Source organism: Oceanicaulis alexandrii DSM 11625, from assembly GCF_000420265.1.
Classification (GTDB): Bacteria; Pseudomonadota; Alphaproteobacteria; order Caulobacterales; family Maricaulaceae; genus Oceanicaulis; species Oceanicaulis alexandrii.
This window is the reverse complement of record NZ_ATUP01000001.1, coordinates 1,404,359-1,418,878: the sequence shown is the minus strand read 5'-3', so window position 1 is coordinate 1,418,878 and position 14,520 is coordinate 1,404,359. Positions and strand designations below refer to the sequence as shown.

At 62.9% G+C, this 14,520-nt stretch carries 12 protein-coding genes; 7 read left to right on the top strand and 5 right to left on the bottom strand.

Going from position 1 to position 14,520, the window contains the following annotated elements; all coding sequences use genetic code 11:
- The first annotated feature begins 22 nt into the window (after positions 1–22).
- From rbfA to pnp, 4 genes are all read left to right on the top strand, one after another.
- Complete coding sequence (gene rbfA / locus G405_RS0106950) at positions 23–445, top strand: 30S ribosome-binding factor RbfA (protein WP_028284601.1); 423 nt, start codon at positions 23–25, stop codon at positions 443–445.
- The gene (truB, locus tag G405_RS0106945; protein ID WP_028284600.1) at positions 445–1,398 is read left to right on the top strand and encodes a tRNA pseudouridine(55) synthase TruB; all 954 of its coding nucleotides are present in this window, start codon (positions 445–447) and stop codon (positions 1,396–1,398) included. Before rbfA ends, truB begins: the two co-directional genes overlap by 1 nt.
- Positions 1,399–1,413: 15 nt before the next feature.
- Entirely contained in the window at positions 1,414–1,683 is a 270-nt protein-coding gene (gene rpsO / locus G405_RS0106940; RefSeq protein WP_022700791.1) for a 30S ribosomal protein S15, read from the top strand.
- Between the two features lie 103 nt (positions 1,684–1,786).
- Positions 1,787–3,916, top strand: a complete 2,130-nt coding sequence (gene pnp / locus G405_RS0106935) for a polyribonucleotide nucleotidyltransferase (protein ID WP_022700790.1) — start codon at positions 1,787–1,789, stop codon at positions 3,914–3,916.
- Positions 3,917–3,993: 77 nt separating this feature from the next.
- Here pnp and G405_RS0106930 read toward each other — a convergent pair whose 3' ends face one another.
- Positions 3,994–4,479, bottom strand: coding sequence for a hypothetical protein (locus G405_RS0106930; RefSeq protein ID WP_169447502.1), 486 nt, complete (start codon positions 4,477–4,479; stop codon positions 3,994–3,996).
- A gap of 11 nt (positions 4,480–4,490) precedes the next feature.
- The gene (locus G405_RS0106925) at positions 4,491–4,970 is read right to left on the bottom strand and encodes a hypothetical protein (protein WP_022700788.1); all 480 of its coding nucleotides are present in this window, start codon (positions 4,968–4,970) and stop codon (positions 4,491–4,493) included.
- 506 nt (positions 4,971–5,476) lie between these two features.
- Here G405_RS0106925 and G405_RS0106920 point away from each other — a divergent pair.
- The gene (locus tag G405_RS0106920; RefSeq protein WP_022700787.1) at positions 5,477–7,927 is read left to right on the top strand and encodes a S9 family peptidase; all 2,451 of its coding nucleotides are present in this window, start codon (positions 5,477–5,479) and stop codon (positions 7,925–7,927) included.
- 74 nt (positions 7,928–8,001) lie between these two features.
- Here G405_RS0106920 and G405_RS0106915 read toward each other — a convergent pair whose 3' ends face one another.
- On the bottom strand, positions 8,002–9,546 hold the full coding sequence (locus G405_RS0106915; RefSeq protein WP_022700786.1) for a porin: 1,545 nt from the start codon (positions 9,544–9,546) through the stop codon (positions 8,002–8,004).
- Between the two features lie 106 nt (positions 9,547–9,652).
- Positions 9,653–10,474: a LytTR family DNA-binding domain-containing protein gene (locus G405_RS0106910; protein ID WP_022700785.1), complete on the bottom strand. Its 822-nt coding sequence runs from the start codon at positions 10,472–10,474 to the stop codon at positions 9,653–9,655.
- Between the two features lie 184 nt (positions 10,475–10,658).
- Between G405_RS0106910 and G405_RS0106905 the strand changes: the two genes are divergently transcribed.
- Together G405_RS0106905 and G405_RS0106900 are read left to right on the top strand one after the other, a co-directional pair.
- On the top strand, positions 10,659–11,822 hold the full coding sequence (locus G405_RS0106905; RefSeq protein WP_022700784.1) for an acyltransferase family protein: 1,164 nt from the start codon (positions 10,659–10,661) through the stop codon (positions 11,820–11,822).
- 77 nt (positions 11,823–11,899) lie between these two features.
- A complete protein-coding gene (locus G405_RS0106900) occupies positions 11,900–12,967 on the top strand; it encodes a hypothetical protein (RefSeq protein WP_028284598.1) in 1,068 nt (355 codons plus the stop codon).
- Here G405_RS0106900 and G405_RS0106895 read toward each other — a convergent pair.
- Positions 12,964–14,511, bottom strand: a complete 1,548-nt coding sequence (locus G405_RS0106895; protein WP_022700780.1) for a BCCT family transporter — start codon at positions 14,509–14,511, stop codon at positions 12,964–12,966. The genes G405_RS0106900 and G405_RS0106895 overlap by 4 nt on opposite strands.
- Positions 14,512–14,520: the final 9 nt, after the last annotated feature.

The window sequence follows — 14,520 nt, the reverse complement described above, 5'->3', positions numbered from 1 at the left end:
TCGCAAACTCGATGCGCTCCGGTTGGACTCCGGACGCGTCCAGGCGACCCAAGAGGAATTCATGAAAGCCCAATCCCAACGCCAGCTGCGCGCCGGCGAGCTCGTGCGTCGCGCGGTGTCGGACATTATTCGCGAAGGCCGCGTGCACGATCCCCATGTGAACACGGCGGCTGTGACCATCACCGAAGCGCGCACCAGCCCCGACCTGCGTCATGCGACGGTCTATGTGGACCTGCTGGGCGGCGGTGACCGCAATGCCGTGGCAGAAGCGCTCAATCATGCTTCGGGCTTCATCCAGCGCGAGCTGGGCAAGCAGATCGAGCTGAAATTCACGCCCAAGCTTCGCTTCGCCGTGGATGACCGCATCGAGGATGTGGCCCAGGTGGACGCGGTTCTGGACCGTCCCACCGTCAAACGCGATCTCGATGACGAGGGCGAGGACTGATGGCGCGTCGCAAGAAGGGCGAGAAAATCCATGGCTGGCTGATCCTCGACAAGCCGCTGGAGATGACCTCCACCCAGGCGGTGTCGCGCTGTCGCTGGCTGTTGAAGGCGCAAAAGGCCGGTCATGCCGGCACGCTGGACCCGCTGGCGTCGGGCGTCTTGCCGATTGCGTTCGGCGAAGCCACCAAGACCGTGCCCTTCGCCCAGGAAAGCTCGAAAACCTATAAATTCACCCTGCGCTGGGGCAGTTCCACCACCACGCTGGACGCCGAAGGCGAGGTCACGGGCGAAAGCGATGTGCGCCCCGATCGTGACGCCATTGAAGCCGCTCTGGGCCAGTTCATCGGCGAGATCGACCAGGTGCCGCCCAAATTCTCCGCCATCAAGGTGGATGGCGAGCGCGCCTATGATCTGGCGCGGGCCGGTGAAGCGGTCGAGCTGGCCTCCCGTCCTGTGCGCATTGATGATCTGACGCTTCTGGATGCGCCGAGCCCTGACCTGGCGGTGCTCGAGATGAAATGCGGCAAGGGCGCCTATGTGCGCGCGATTGCACGTGATCTGGCGGCGGCTCTGGGCGCGGAAGGACATGTGGCGGCGCTGCGTCGCACCAGGGTCGGCCCGTTTAGCGCCGCACAGGCCGTTTCGCTGGACGCGTTTGAGGATTTGGTCCATAAGGGCCACGCGCTGGAGGCCCTGCTTCCGGTCGAGACCGCGCTGGACGACATCCCGGCGACGGCCGTGACCGAGGACGAGGCGTTTCAGTTGAGGCAAGGACGGTCGATCGTCTTGCCTCCCCGGCGAGCTTCAGAGCTACGCAATCTTCGCCAACCTCGCGACATCGCGGGGAAGGATTATTCGAAGGCTGTCGTGGCCATGGGGTCGGACCGGGCCGTTGCGATCGGCGAAGCACGCGCGGGTCAATTTTCGCCTGTTCGTGTCTTTCAATGGGATTAGGAGCCCGATTAGACGATGTCGATTACGGCAGAACGTAAAGCCGAACTGATCAAAGAGCATGCCCGTGGCGAAAACGACACCGGGTCTGCTGAAGTGCAAGTCGCTGTGTTGACCGAGCGTATCGCCAACCTCACCGAGCACTTCAAAACGCACAAAAAAGACAACCACTCCCGTCGTGGCCTGCTGAAGCTGGTCTCCCAGCGTCGGCGCCTTCTCGATTATCTGAAGAAAATCGACGAAGCCCGCTACAAGGCGATTGTGGCTGCTCTGGGTCTGCGCCGCTAGGCGCTCCCGATGAAACGCCGGCCGCCAAGGGGCGCGCCGGCGTTTTCATATCCGGCGACCGCAATCCGGCGGCGCCGCACATGACCGTACGAACGAGAGATAAATGTTCGATATCCAAACCGAAACGATTGAATGGGCCGGCCGTACGCTGACCCTCGAAACCGGCCGCATGGCGCGCCAGGCAAACGGCGCAGTGCTCGTCACCTATGGCGAGACCACTGTTCTTGCGACGGCGGTCGCACAGAAAGACGTCAAGCCGGGAATGGACTTCTTCCCGCTGACCGTGAATTACCAAGAGAAATACTTCGCAGCCGGCAAGATCCCGGGCGGCTATTTCAAGCGTGAAGGTCGTCCGACCGATAAAGAGACGCTGACCTCGCGTCTGATCGACCGTCCGATCCGTCCGCTCTTCCCCAAGGGTTTCAAGAACGACACCCAGGTGATGCTCACCGTGCTCAGCCACGATCTGGAAAATGATCCCGATGTGGTCGGCATGGTCGGCGCGTCCGCCGCCCTGTGCCTGTCCGGTCTGCCCTTCCTGGGGCCCATCGGCGCGGCGCGCGTGGGTTACAAGGATGGCGACTACGTCATCAACCCGACCGTCGACGAGCTGACCGAGTCCGAGCTGGATCTCGTGGTCGCCGGCACGTCGGACGCCGTGATGATGGTGGAATCCGAAGCGAAAGAGCTGTCGGAAGAAGTCATGCTCGGCGCTGTGATGGCCGGCCATGAGGCGTTCCAGCCGGTGATCGACATGATCATCCGCCTGGCAGAGAAAGCCGCGAAAGATCCCTGGGATTTCGTGCCGGTCGACAATTCCGAGCTCGAAACCAAGGTGCGCGGTCTGGTCGGCGACGAGATCGCCAAGGCCTACACCATCACCAACAAGACCGAGCGTCAGGCCGCTGTCTCCGCCGCCAAGGAGAAAGCTGTCGCTGAACTGGCCGCCACCGAAGACAATCCTGACGGCGCCGAAATGGCTGTCCTCAAGGACGTCCTGAAAAGCGTGGAAGCCAGCGTCGTGCGCGGCGGCATCATCAAGACCGGCAAGCGCATTGACGGCCGTTCGCTCGATCAGGTTCGCCCGATCGTGTCGGAAGCCACCGTTCTGCCGCGCACCCACGGTTCAGCCCTGTTCACCCGCGGTGAAACCCAGGCGCTGTGCGTTGTGACGCTGGGCACCGGCGAAGATGAGCAATTCATCGACGCCCTGACCGGCACCTACAAAGAACGCTTCTTGCTGCACTACAACTTCCCGCCCTATTCGGTCGGTGAAACCAGCTTCCGTCTGGCCCCGGGCCGTCGTGAAATCGGTCACGGCAAGCTCGCCTGGCGGGCGCTGTCGGCTGTGATGCCGAACGCGGAAGCCTTCCCCTACACCGTGCGTCTGGTGTCCGAGATCACCGAATCCAACGGCTCGTCCTCCATGGCGACCGTGTGCGGCGGCTCTCTGGCGCTGATGGATGCAGGCGTTCCGATCACCCGTCCGGTGTCCGGCATCGCCATGGGTCTGATCAAGGATCCTGAAGGCGTGGCCGTGCTGTCCGACATCCTCGGTGATGAAGATCACCTCGGGGATATGGACTTCAAGGTGGCCGGCACCTCCGAGGGCGTCACCAGCCTTCAGATGGACATCAAGATCGCCGGCATCAACAAAGACATCATGCAGACCGCTCTGGACCAGGCCAAAGGCGGCCGCATCCACATTCTGGATGAGATGAACAAGGCGCTTTCGGGCACCCGTGAGGCTCTGAACGAGCACGCGCCGAAGATCGAAACCATCCAGATCCCGGTCGACAAGATCCGCGACGTGATCGGTTCGGGCGGCAAGGTCATCCGCCAGATCGTCGAGGAAACCGGCGCGAAAGTGGACGTCAATGATGACGGCCTGATCAAGGTCTCCGCCGTGTCCGCCGACTCCATCAAGGCGGCTCTGGACTGGATCAACGGTCTGACCGCCGAGCCGGAAGTGGGCAAGATCTACAAAGGCAAAGTGGTCAAGGTCGTCGATTTCGGCGCCTTCGTGAACTTCTTCGGCCCGCGTGACGGCCTCGTGCACGTCTCCCAGCTGAAGAACGAGCGCGTGGGTCATCCCAAGGACGTGGTCAGCGAAGGCCAGGAAGTCTGGGTGAAGCTGCTGGGCTTTGACGACCGCGGCAAGGTGCGCCTGTCGATGAAGATCATCGACCAGGAGACCGGCGAAGAGATCAGCGAAGAAGGCGGCGAGGACTAATCCTCTCCCCTTTGATCGCGAGATCAAAAGAAACCCCGCTGGCGCAAGCCGGCGGGGTTTTTTGTAATCTCTACGGGTTAGCGCCACCCCCAGCGACGGGGCAGGCAGTGCGTGTCGTCCGGCGTCTGCACGCGCATCAGCAGTTCTCGTGCAACGGGATCATAGACCGGGCAGCCCCGGGAATCGGTGTCGAACATTTTGAGTTCGGGACTGAAATCATGAGTGTTCAGCAGGAAGATCGCCAAGTCCTGGCGGTCCAGCTGGCGGATCGAAGCGTCCAGACCCTCCGGTTCGCGCCCTGTGGCGCGGTAATAGCGATAGAGCAGTTCTCGCTCATAACTCTCGAGCCCTCGGCCCTCATCCTGCGCCAGAGAGCATAGCATGGCGTCCGGGTCGCCCTGGTCGATCGCGGTCAGCATCTGATCGGGGTCGCCGTCATACGTCTCAGGGCACACGCGCCAATGGGGCAAATTAATCGGTTCAGGAGCGGCGGGCTGAGGTTGTGAACAGGCGCAGGCGAACAACATCAGGCTGAGAGCGGTAATGGCTAGGTTGAGACGCATCGCGACCATATCTACCGCAACCCCCAGCGACGGGGCAGGCAGTGCGTGTCGTCCGGCGTCTGCACGCGCATCAGCAGTTCTTGTGCAACGGGATCATAGACCGGGCAGCCCCGGGAATCGGTGTCGAACATTTCGAGTTCGGGGCTGAAGCGATGAATGGTGCGCAAGCTCGCGGCCAGCTCCTGCCGGTCCAGCTGACGGATTGAGGCGTCCAGGCCCTCCGGTTCGCGCCCTGTGGCGCGGTAATAGCGATAGAGCAGTTCTCGCCTGTGGCTCTCCACATACCGGCCTTCGTGAAGGGCGAGCGTGCATACGATAGCGTCATGGTCGCCTTCATCGACGGCATCCGCCATTTGATGAACATCGCCGCCATACAATTCCAGACAAGCGCGCCAATGGGGCAGGACAATCGGTTCGGGCGCGGCGGGCTGAGGTTGTGAACACGCACCGGCGAACAACATCAGGCTGACAGTACTGATCGCGCGCAACATATCCGCCCCCAGAGGACCGCCCCTAAACCCCAATTCCCATATTGGAGGGTAAAGATGGCGGGATGCAACTTGAGACTATTGGAGCGGTTCGATTGCGAAGCGCTTGCGGAGAAACGTGCCCGGGCCGAACCTGCCCGGATTTGTCACTATTGGACGGACTGGCAGGCTCGGACGCTATCGACTCGGTGATCTGGCCGTCGACTCTGCACAAGCAGCCGCGCAATTTGTTCAGGCCCGGCGTGATACGCGTCGGCTTGAAGCTGAGATCAAGGCGCTTGAGAGAGAACTGCCCGCCTTGCGACAAGCGTTGTGGGACCGAACCGAGCGCTTGAATGAAGCCATTGCGTCACGGGCCTGCATCAATACAGCGAGGCGGGCCAAGGGCTGTGTCGGCGCCTGAACGCCAGACGAAACTCTATTCCCTTACCAATCCGTCATTCTGCGGACAGGCAAAGCTCCGTTACACTCTAACCTGAATGCGAAAACGCAAATCAGGGGAGGGCTTTATGTCCATACTTATCCGTGCGGCGCTGGGCGGCGCGCTGAGCATAGGCGTCACCATCGGCACGGCGTCGGCTCAGGAGGCGTATCGCCTGCCGCCGCAAGAGATCGTCGATATCGTGGATGCGCCGAACGCGCCGTACACCACGCTGTCGCCGAACAAGCGCCATTTGCTGCTGTTGCATCGCGAAGGCTTGCCGCCGATTTCCGAGATGGCGCGTCCGATGGAGCGTCTGGCGGGTTTGCGTCTCGACGCCGAGACCAATGGTCGTCATGGCCCGCGGACTGTGATCGGCCTGTCGGTGATTGATCTGGAGACGGGCGAGGAAACCGCGATTACGACGCCCGGTGATGTGGGCCTGTCGGGTTTCACTTGGTCGCCGGACGGCTCCAGGGCCGCATTTCTTGTGACTGATGACGACTCGATCGGCGTCTGGGTCGCCGATATGGAACGCGCTCAGGCCCGCGAGATTATCGACGAGGGCGTCAACGCGGTGTTTTCCGCGCTCGACTGGATGAGCGACAGCGAGACCTTGCTTGTCACCCTCACCAGTGATGAGCGCGGCCCGCGCCCGGAACGCGCGCGCGTGCCTACCGGCCCGGTGATCCAGGAAGCCGCCGGCTATGAAGCGCCGGTGCGCACCTATCAGGATTTGCTGTCTGACGCGGATGATGCGGCGCTGTTCGCCTGGCTGGCCGAAAGCCAGATCGTGTCCGTGGACGTCACCGCGCGGCGCTTGCGCGTGCGTGAGATTGGCGAGCCGGGGCTCTATTACGCGGTCGATCCGGCGCCGGGCGGTGAGTATCTGCTGGTGGAATCGCTTGAGCAGCCCTTCTCCTATGACGTGCCCTGGTCGCGCTTTGCGGAAACCAGCGAAGTCTGGACGATGGACGGCGATGTGGTTGCGGAGATCGCCAGCCATGGCATCGCTGACGGCGTGCCCATCGGCGGCGTCATCGAAGGGCGCCGGTCCATCACCTGGCAGGATTCTGCAGCGGCGCGCCTGGTCTGGGCGGAAGCGCTGGATGGCGGTGATCCGCGGGTCGAGACCGATGAGCGCGACAGCGCCTGGGCGCTGGAGGCTCCGTTTGACGGCGAGCCGGTGGAGATCGCTCGGTTTGAGGACCGCTATTACGGGACCCAGTTCACCTCTGAAGGCCAGATCGGCATCGCCACCGAATATGACCGTGACACCCGCGTGGTGCGGTCCTGGCTGGTGGATTTCGCGGCCCCCGGCGCAGACCCGCGCTTGCTCAATGAACGCTCGATCCAGGACAATTACGCCGATCCGGGCTCGCCGCTCAGCGTGCGCAATGCGTATGGCCGTTCGGTCGCGGCCGTGGTGGACGGCGCGATGTATTTCACTGGCGATGGCGCCAGCGCGGACGGGGACCGTCCCTTCCTCAGCCGCGTGGATTTCGACACGCTGGACACCGAGATCCTGTGGCGCAATTCGGGTGAAAACTATGAGCGTGTCATTGATGTCCTGACTGAGGACGGCTCGGTGTTCCTGACCTCTTATGAGGATCCGACCACCCCGCCGAACGTGCAGCGCCATGACGGCGAGACCGTCACCCGCATCACGGATTTTGAAAACCCGCACCCCCAGCTCAACGATATTCGCAAGGAGTTGATCACCTATGAGCGTGAGGACGGCGTGCCGCTGTCGGCGACGCTTTATCTACCCGCTGATTATGAAGAAGGCGACACCCTGCCCTTGCTGATCTGGGCGTATCCACTGGAATACAACTCCGCGTCCGACGCCGGTCAGGTGCGGGGCTCGCAATACCGCTTCTCTCGCGTGGCGGGCACCAGCCCGCGCTTCCTGGTGACCCAGGGCTATGCGCTGATGGAGCGGGCGACCATGCCGATCGTGGGCGATGATCCGTTGACGGTGAACGACACGTTCGTGGACCAGCTGGTGATGTCAGCCGAAGCCGCCATCGCCGACAGCGTGGCGCGGGGTTATGGCGATGGCGAGCGCGTGGCGGTCGCCGGCCATTCCTACGGCGCGTTCATGACGGCGCATCTTCTGGCGGGCTCGGACCTGTTCCGCGCCGGCATCGCGCGGTCGGGCGCCTATAACCGGACGCTGACCCCGTTCGGTTTCCAGTCCGAACGCCGCACCTATTGGGAGGCGCCTGAGTCCTACTTCATGCTGTCGCCCTTCATGCACGCCAATGACATTGATGAGCCCATGCTGATGATCCACGGGCAGATGGATAATAATTCGGGCACCTATCCGATTCAGTCCGAACGCATGTTCGCCGCCGTCAAAGGCAATGGCGGCACGGCGCGCCTGGTCATGCTGCCCTATGAAAGCCATGGCTACCGCGCCCGTGAGAGCGTGCTGCACGTGCTGGCGGAATCCATCGACTGGCTCGACACCTATGTGAAGCCGGAGGAAGCCGTGGTGCCGCACACGCCGGATCAGGGTGAGCGCGAAGTGGAGTAACGCTTTTCCGAGCCTCAATAAAAAACCCCGCCGGACCGCTCCGGCGGGGTTTTCTGTGCCAGATGGAAGGGAGCTTAGAAGCTCGCCTGAACGCCCAGCGCGAGGACGTTTGTGCTGGCGTTGCGTTCCGACCAGCTTTCGCCGGTGGGCAGATTGCCGCCGGACAGGAAGTTCAGCGGCACCCAGCCTTCGGTGCGGATCAGCTCGCCGAACAGATTGACCGAGGGGCTGATGAAGTAGGACCCACCCAGAACCCATTGGTCCTGTTTCTCCCAGGGCGCGCCGCTATCACCAGACACAAAGCGGCTGAATTCAAACGACAATGCGAAGTCTTCACTCGATTGCACATCAAACCAGTAGCGTCCGCCCAGGGTGAAGGCGTTCGGCGCCACCGCTTCAAACGCGGAATAGATCGGCACGGGAGAGGCGGTGCCCGCCCAGTCTTCGGTGGTCGAGGCGTATTCGCCCAGAAGCTCCAGACGCCCCAGATCGGCGCGGGCGTAGATCGCCCAGCCCGGATTGCTCTCGTCGCACGGATTGAAGTGGAAGACCGGATACGCCTGGCAATAGGCGGTGGCTTCAGTGTAGCTCGCGCCCGCCATCAGTGTGCGGCCTTCAGACAGTGCGGCCGTGTAGTTCACGTCCACGGCGAAATTGTTGACCCGGCTGGGGACGTTCGTGTCTTCGACCGGGGCGTTATGGGCGCGGAATTGCGAGCCGCCCTGAATGGCCATGGCGCGCACATGCAGGCCGTTATTGTAATAGCCGACCATGCCGCCTGTCGCGAGACCGGCGAAGGCGTGCCAGCTGGTGGAGTTGGTGAACGGGCTGACGGTGTCGTTCAGGCCGAACGGCGTGTCCATCTTGCCGATGGCGGCGTACCAGGGGCGTTCGGACAGATTGCCGAACAGCACGAAGGCGCGACGCAGCTGGATCTGGTTGCGATTGAGATCGGTCAGCGTGCCCGATCCGAAGCTTTGCTCGGGATCGTACAGCATCTCTGAATACAGGGTGATATTGTCCGTCATCCGGCCTGTGACCGCCAGCTGGGCGGAGTGGACGATGAATTCAGACACCGTCTCGCCGATCTGGTTGGCCGAGGTCGGATGGCGCATCAGCCAGCCGAACTTGGTGTTGGAATTGCTTTCCTGGTAATCGGCCAGCGCCGTCACATTGCCGCTCAGGGTCACCCGGCGATCAAGTTCGCCATTGTCTATCGCGTTCAGAATGGTCAGCGCGCGCGTGTTCACGCCTTCAGCGTGATCCAGGATTTCATAGCCGTACTCAGGGCTGACGCCGACCAGGTTCTGGTGGAAATCATCACCATGATGAGCGCCATGGTCGCCGGTTCCAGCGTGATGCCCGTGGGAGGCTGTCTGCATCGGCGCATCCGCCTGTGCACGCGCGGGATGATGCGGCATGGCGGCGGGCGCGCTTTGCGTGTCTGACTGCGGCAGCAGGCCCTGGGCGGCCAGAACGTTCAGCAATTGCTGGTTCGTGGCTTCCAGTTGCGCAAGGCGGGCTTCAAGTTCTTCAATGCGGGCGTCGTCATCAGCCAGGGCTGGCGCGGCCACAGCCAGAGAGAGCAGGCTGACGCCTGCGATCAGTACGGATTTCATTTGCTTGTCCCCAAAAAGGTATGAATGAAGCGCAGTCCCATGCGCCCTGGCGAATGGGCCTAGTACCAATAGGGTTAACAAAGAATTTACTGAACTTGATCAGCGATTAAACCTGTGTGCGGTAGCCGCGGCTCACCGGCAGGCTGCGGCCGTCTGACAGGCGCGCTTCGGCGTCGCCGTCGCCGGTGGGGACCAGCTCCCGTATGGCCGGGCGGACGGTCATGTGAGAGCGGTGAAGGCGGACCGGGTCGGCGCCGGCGGCGTCCAGCAGGCCGATCAGCCGGGTGAGGGTCATGCGGGCCAGATGAGCGCCGGTGGGCGTGATGACTTCCACATAATTGCCCGCCGCGCTGGCGCTGATAATCTCGCTGGCGGGTAACCGGATTTCCCGTCCGCCGCTGCGCAGGGTGATCACATGATCCGCACGGGCGTCTTCTCGCGCGGCTCTCAGGCGTTGGCGGGCGTCTTCGAGTTCGCGCACGATCGCCAGCACAGCCAGCATCAGGGCGTAAGTCAGTACATCCTTGCGAAACTCGTAGAAAAACTCACCGAACAGACCGCCATAGGTTTCATAGGAAAACCCGAACATGAGGGGCCAGAGCAAGGCGCGCAGACCGTCCATGGTCACAATATGGACGAGTGAGAAGGCTGTGACCCCCAGCGCATGAACCGGTAGCGCGGTGCGCCAGCGTTCCAGGCTCAGAGGAAAGCGACGTTCCAGCAAGGCGACGGGGACGAACAGAGCCAGAATGACCAGATTGCTGGTGCCTTCCAGAGTCAGGGCGCGCAGCCAGACGCCGGTTTCGCCCGCCCGGCGCCATTCCTCGGCCAGGGACAGACCGTTCACCAGCCAGAAGCCCAGTGAGGCGATCAGATAAAACAGAAAGGCGCCTCGAAGGACGCGGCGTTCAAGATCGGGCGTGTGCATGGCCTGATCTTGCCCTGATGCGTCTGGCCTCGCCAGCGCGGGGCGCCGTGTTTCATCCCGTTTAAGCCGCGTTTCGTCCCTGGGGCGCAGGTATTGGTCCCACGGGTCCGCTGTTTGTCCTTTCGGGACTGCCTGAACGAGGCGCTGGCGTCAGTCTCGCCGCTGGATCGATTGGGAGACTGAGATGACTGAAACCGGCCCGCGCGCCAGCGCGCCTCCGACCCGCCGTTACGACCTTGATTGGCTGCGCATCATCGCATTCGGTCTTTTGGTCTTATACCATGTGGGCATGTTCTACGTGCCCTGGGGCTGGCATGTGAAAAGCGTGCATGCCGGGCCGGGCGCCGAGCCCTTGATGATGCTTTTGAACCCGTGGCGCTTGTCGCTGTTGTTTTTCATATCGGGCGTAGCGTTTTCCTATCTGCACGACAAGAAGGGCGGCGGGGCTTTTGCCGGCGAACGTACGCTCAGACTGCTGCCGGTCATCATTTTCGGCATGATCGTTGTGGTGATGCCCCAGACCTATTTCCAGCTGCGTGAGGCGGGTGAGATCGAGCCGGGCATTTTGTCCTTCTGGCCGCGCTATATCCTCGATTGGGAGATCGCCGGCGTCGCCGTGCCGACCTGGAATCATCTGTGGTACGTGGTCTATCTCTTTGTCTATGCGCTGCTCCTGGCGCCGGTTATGGGGCTTCTGAAAGCCTTCGGGCGCGGTCCGGGCGCCATGTTGGGCCGGGTCTGGGACAGCCGGTTCGGGCCGGTCTGGCTGCTGGCGCTCGGGTTTGCGCCGCTCATGCTCTATCGAGTGATGCTGGTTCCGCATTTTGAAACCACGCACAATCTGACCTGGGATTGGGCGAACCACGCCATCAGCTTCACTTATCTGCTCTATGGCGTCTTCGCCGCCAAATCGGAGCGGTTCTGGTCGTGTGTGGACCGTACGCTACCGCTGGCGCTGGGGCTGACGGTCGTTCTGGGCGTCGTGATGACGCCGATCTGGTCGCTCTGGTGGGACCAGATCGCCGAACATGCGGTTCCGTTGTGGATCGCGCGCGCTGCGCGGGTGCTTTACGCGTGGGCGATGATCGTGACGCTCTTGGGTCTGGCGCGGCGGTTCCTGACCGGAGACGGCCCGGTGCGGCGCTATCTGACCGAGGCGATCTTCCCGGTCTATATCCTGCACCAGACGATCACGGTCTCAGCCGGTTATATCCTGACCCGCATGGGCTTTGACGTCTGGACCGAGTTCGCGCTGGTCACCCTCATCACCTATGGCGGGGCGTTCGCCGGGTTTGAGATCATTCGCAGGATCAAGCCGCTCAGGCCGGTGTTCGGGCTGAAGCTCTAGGTCTCGGCTCCCCTGAAAGGCTCGACTCTGTACGCGTAAGCGCTTAACTGGTCGGGCTTTTCTGGGGGGAGATGACTATGGGCGCTTTTTCACGGGCCGCCATTGTACTGGGCGTGACGCTTGCGGGCAGCGTAGCTGCGGTGTTCGGGGCGGACGCCTTGCGCGACGCGGGCTATCTGCCCGATCCGGGCGAGGCGGGCGCGCCTGCCGCCGTTGCGCCAGCCGCGACGCCATTTGATCGCTTCATCCAGGCTTCGGGTTTGCAGAACCAGGCCACGGCTGCGAACGCGGCGTGCGGCTTTGGCGAGTCCCTGTCTGCAGGCGAGAGCGGGTTCTGGCTGGTCGGCGATGCGCCCGGCGTTCTGGGCGTCTACCGGGCCGAAGCGGGCGAGGCTCATGTGCTGCGCAGTTTCACTGCGTCAGCTGACAATCTGGTGGCCTATAGCGAATATGGCGAATTGTTCGTTCAAACCGGAGACGGGGCCTTCAACAGCCGGACCTTCGTGCTGGATGAGGCGGGCGAAGTGATCTTCACCGAGCCTTTGCTGGAGCGCGCCCGGATCGCGTTGACGTGTGAGGATGCGCAAGCGGCGGCGACGGAGCTGAACACGTTGTTTCGCGCCTCCGGCCCGGCGGTGGATCCGATCCGGTCAGGTCTGAACGCCTTTGTCGTCGGAGACGGCTATGAAGACTGGGTCTATCCGCGCGTGGACGGCCTGGTCGAGGCCTGCGCGCCCGCTGGCGGCGCGGTTCCGCTTGAGGATGACCGGACCACCCTGATCGCTGCGGAGTTCGACATGGACGCTCGGTTTGGCGAGGCGATCTATCATGACATGTCCGGAGAGAGCCTGGCGGGATCGTCAGAACCGATGCTCTATCTGACGCTGGCGACGGTTCACAGCGCCACGGAACATGGAGAGATCACCTATTACCGCGCGCCGCTGAGCTGGACAGACATTCTGGCGGGCGACGACGTGGTTTCCTTGATCTACCGCTATGAGGCGATGGAGCAGATCGGCTTTTCAGTCTTCGCCGACGGCTCGCGGTCTCACAGCGAAAGCGCGGGCGGGGTCATGGACGCCAGCTTTCCATGCGCTGACCCTCAGCAGGCGGTCGAAATCTTGCGCGCGGTCTCCGCGGGCTAGCTCTGTGTCTCCCGCATCAGCTTGAGCGCGATGCGCGGGGCGTCCCACAGTGAGGGCAGCAGCATCAACGATACCGGCGCGCCGGTGATGACGATGAATTGCTGCAGCTTGCCCACGGCGCCCCCGCCATTGCCCGCGCTCACCAGCACGATGGCCATGGCCGCCATCACGAGACCCCAGAAGGCGCGCATGCCGCCTGACGGCTCGCCCTCTTTGCTGAGCGCGCTGGAGATGGCGAAGGTCATGGAATCGCCCGTTGTGGCGACGAACACCGTGGTCAGGATCAGAAACAGGATCGAGACCGGCAGGGCCAATGGCAGGCTCTGGGTGATGGCGAGCAGGGCGGCGGGCAGGTCAAAGCCTTCAAACGCGCCTGACACCGATCCCGGCTCCGCCAGTTCGAACGCCAGCCCGCTGCCGCCCAGAATGGTGAACCAGAAATGGGTGGCCAGAGGGGCGACCACCGACAGGGTCAGGATGATCGAGCGGATCGAGCGGCCGCGCGAGATGCGCGCGATGAAGATCGCCATCATCGGCCCATAGCCGATGAACCAGGCCCAGAAGAACAGGGTCCAGCCGTTCAGCCAGCCGCTCTCGCCAAACAGGCCCGCCCCGTCGCGTTGCAGGGCGATGGGGAAGAAGTTCAGCAGGTAATGCGCCATCCCCGACAGGAAGTGCCGGATGATGAAGCCGGTCGGGCCCGCCGCCAGAATGAAGACCAGCAAGAGGCCGGTCAGGATGATGTTGAATCGGCTGAGGATCTGGATGCCGCGAGACAGGCCCGTCAGGGCGGAGGTGATGTAGATTGACGCCAGGGCGATGATCACGCCGATCTGGGTCGGCAAACCTTCGGGAAAGCCGAACAGGTTGGACAGGCCGGCGCTGACCTGAAGCCCCAGAAAGCCGATCGGCCCGACGGTGCCCGCGATCACGCCGATCAGCGCGAAGGTGTCGGCCACACCGCCCAGCGGACCGACGGTGAGTTTACGGCCCAATACCGGGTAAAGCAGCGTCCGCGGCGCCAACGGCAAGCCCTTGGCTTGCTCGTAATACATCAGAAGGATCGCGCTCAGCGCGCCGAGGCTCGCCCAGGCGGGAAAGCCCCAGTGCAGGAAGCTTTGCGCCAGCGCCACATCCACCGCGGCTTCAGCGCTGGCGGATACATCGGCGTTCGGCGGCGGGGTCAGGAAATGCGCCAGCGGTTCCGCCGCCGCCCAGAACACGCCGCCCGCGCCCAAAAGCGTGCAGGCGATCATCGCTGACCATTGGAAATAGGGAAATTCGGGCGTGTCCCGACCGCCCAGCCGGATCTTGCCCGCAGGCGACAGGGCGATCGCCAAAGCAATCAGGAAGATCGCGGGCAGCAGGATCTGCCAGTACAGGCCGAAACCGCGGGCGACGAGGCTTGATCCCGCATCCACCCAGTTTGACAACGCGCCGAGGTCAAACACCGCCAGCGCGCAGAACCCGAGGCAAAATCCGGCGGTGGTGAAGAAGACGCCAAGGCGCGTCCCGCGCCAGGCGCGAGCCAGTTGATCGGTCATGGGAGAGCT

Bases quoted from the DNA above. Each gene is read 5' to 3' on its own strand.
- truB (WP_028284600.1), top strand. From the start codon at position 445: ATGGCGCGTCGCAAGAAGGGCGAGAAAATCCATGGCTGGCTGATCCTC.
- rpsO (WP_022700791.1), top strand. From the start codon at position 1,414: ATGTCGATTACGGCAGAACGTAAAGCCGAACTGATCAAAGAGCATGCC.
- pnp (WP_022700790.1), top strand. From the start codon at position 1,787: ATGTTCGATATCCAAACCGAAACGATTGAATGGGCCGGCCGTACGCTG.
- G405_RS0106930 (WP_169447502.1), bottom strand. From the start codon at position 4,479: ATGCGTCTCAACCTAGCCATTACCGCTCTCAGCCTGATGTTGTTCGCC.
- G405_RS0106925 (WP_022700788.1), bottom strand. From the start codon at position 4,970: ATGTTGCGCGCGATCAGTACTGTCAGCCTGATGTTGTTCGCCGGTGCG.
- G405_RS0106920 (WP_022700787.1), top strand. From the start codon at position 5,477: ATGTCCATACTTATCCGTGCGGCGCTGGGCGGCGCGCTGAGCATAGGC.
- G405_RS0106915 (WP_022700786.1), bottom strand. From the start codon at position 9,546: ATGAAATCCGTACTGATCGCAGGCGTCAGCCTGCTCTCTCTGGCTGTG.
- G405_RS0106910 (WP_022700785.1), bottom strand. From the start codon at position 10,474: ATGCACACGCCCGATCTTGAACGCCGCGTCCTTCGAGGCGCCTTTCTG.
- G405_RS0106905 (WP_022700784.1), top strand. From the start codon at position 10,659: ATGACTGAAACCGGCCCGCGCGCCAGCGCGCCTCCGACCCGCCGTTAC.
- G405_RS0106900 (WP_028284598.1), top strand. From the start codon at position 11,900: ATGGGCGCTTTTTCACGGGCCGCCATTGTACTGGGCGTGACGCTTGCG.
- G405_RS0106895 (WP_022700780.1), bottom strand. From the start codon at position 14,511: ATGACCGATCAACTGGCTCGCGCCTGGCGCGGGACGCGCCTTGGCGTC.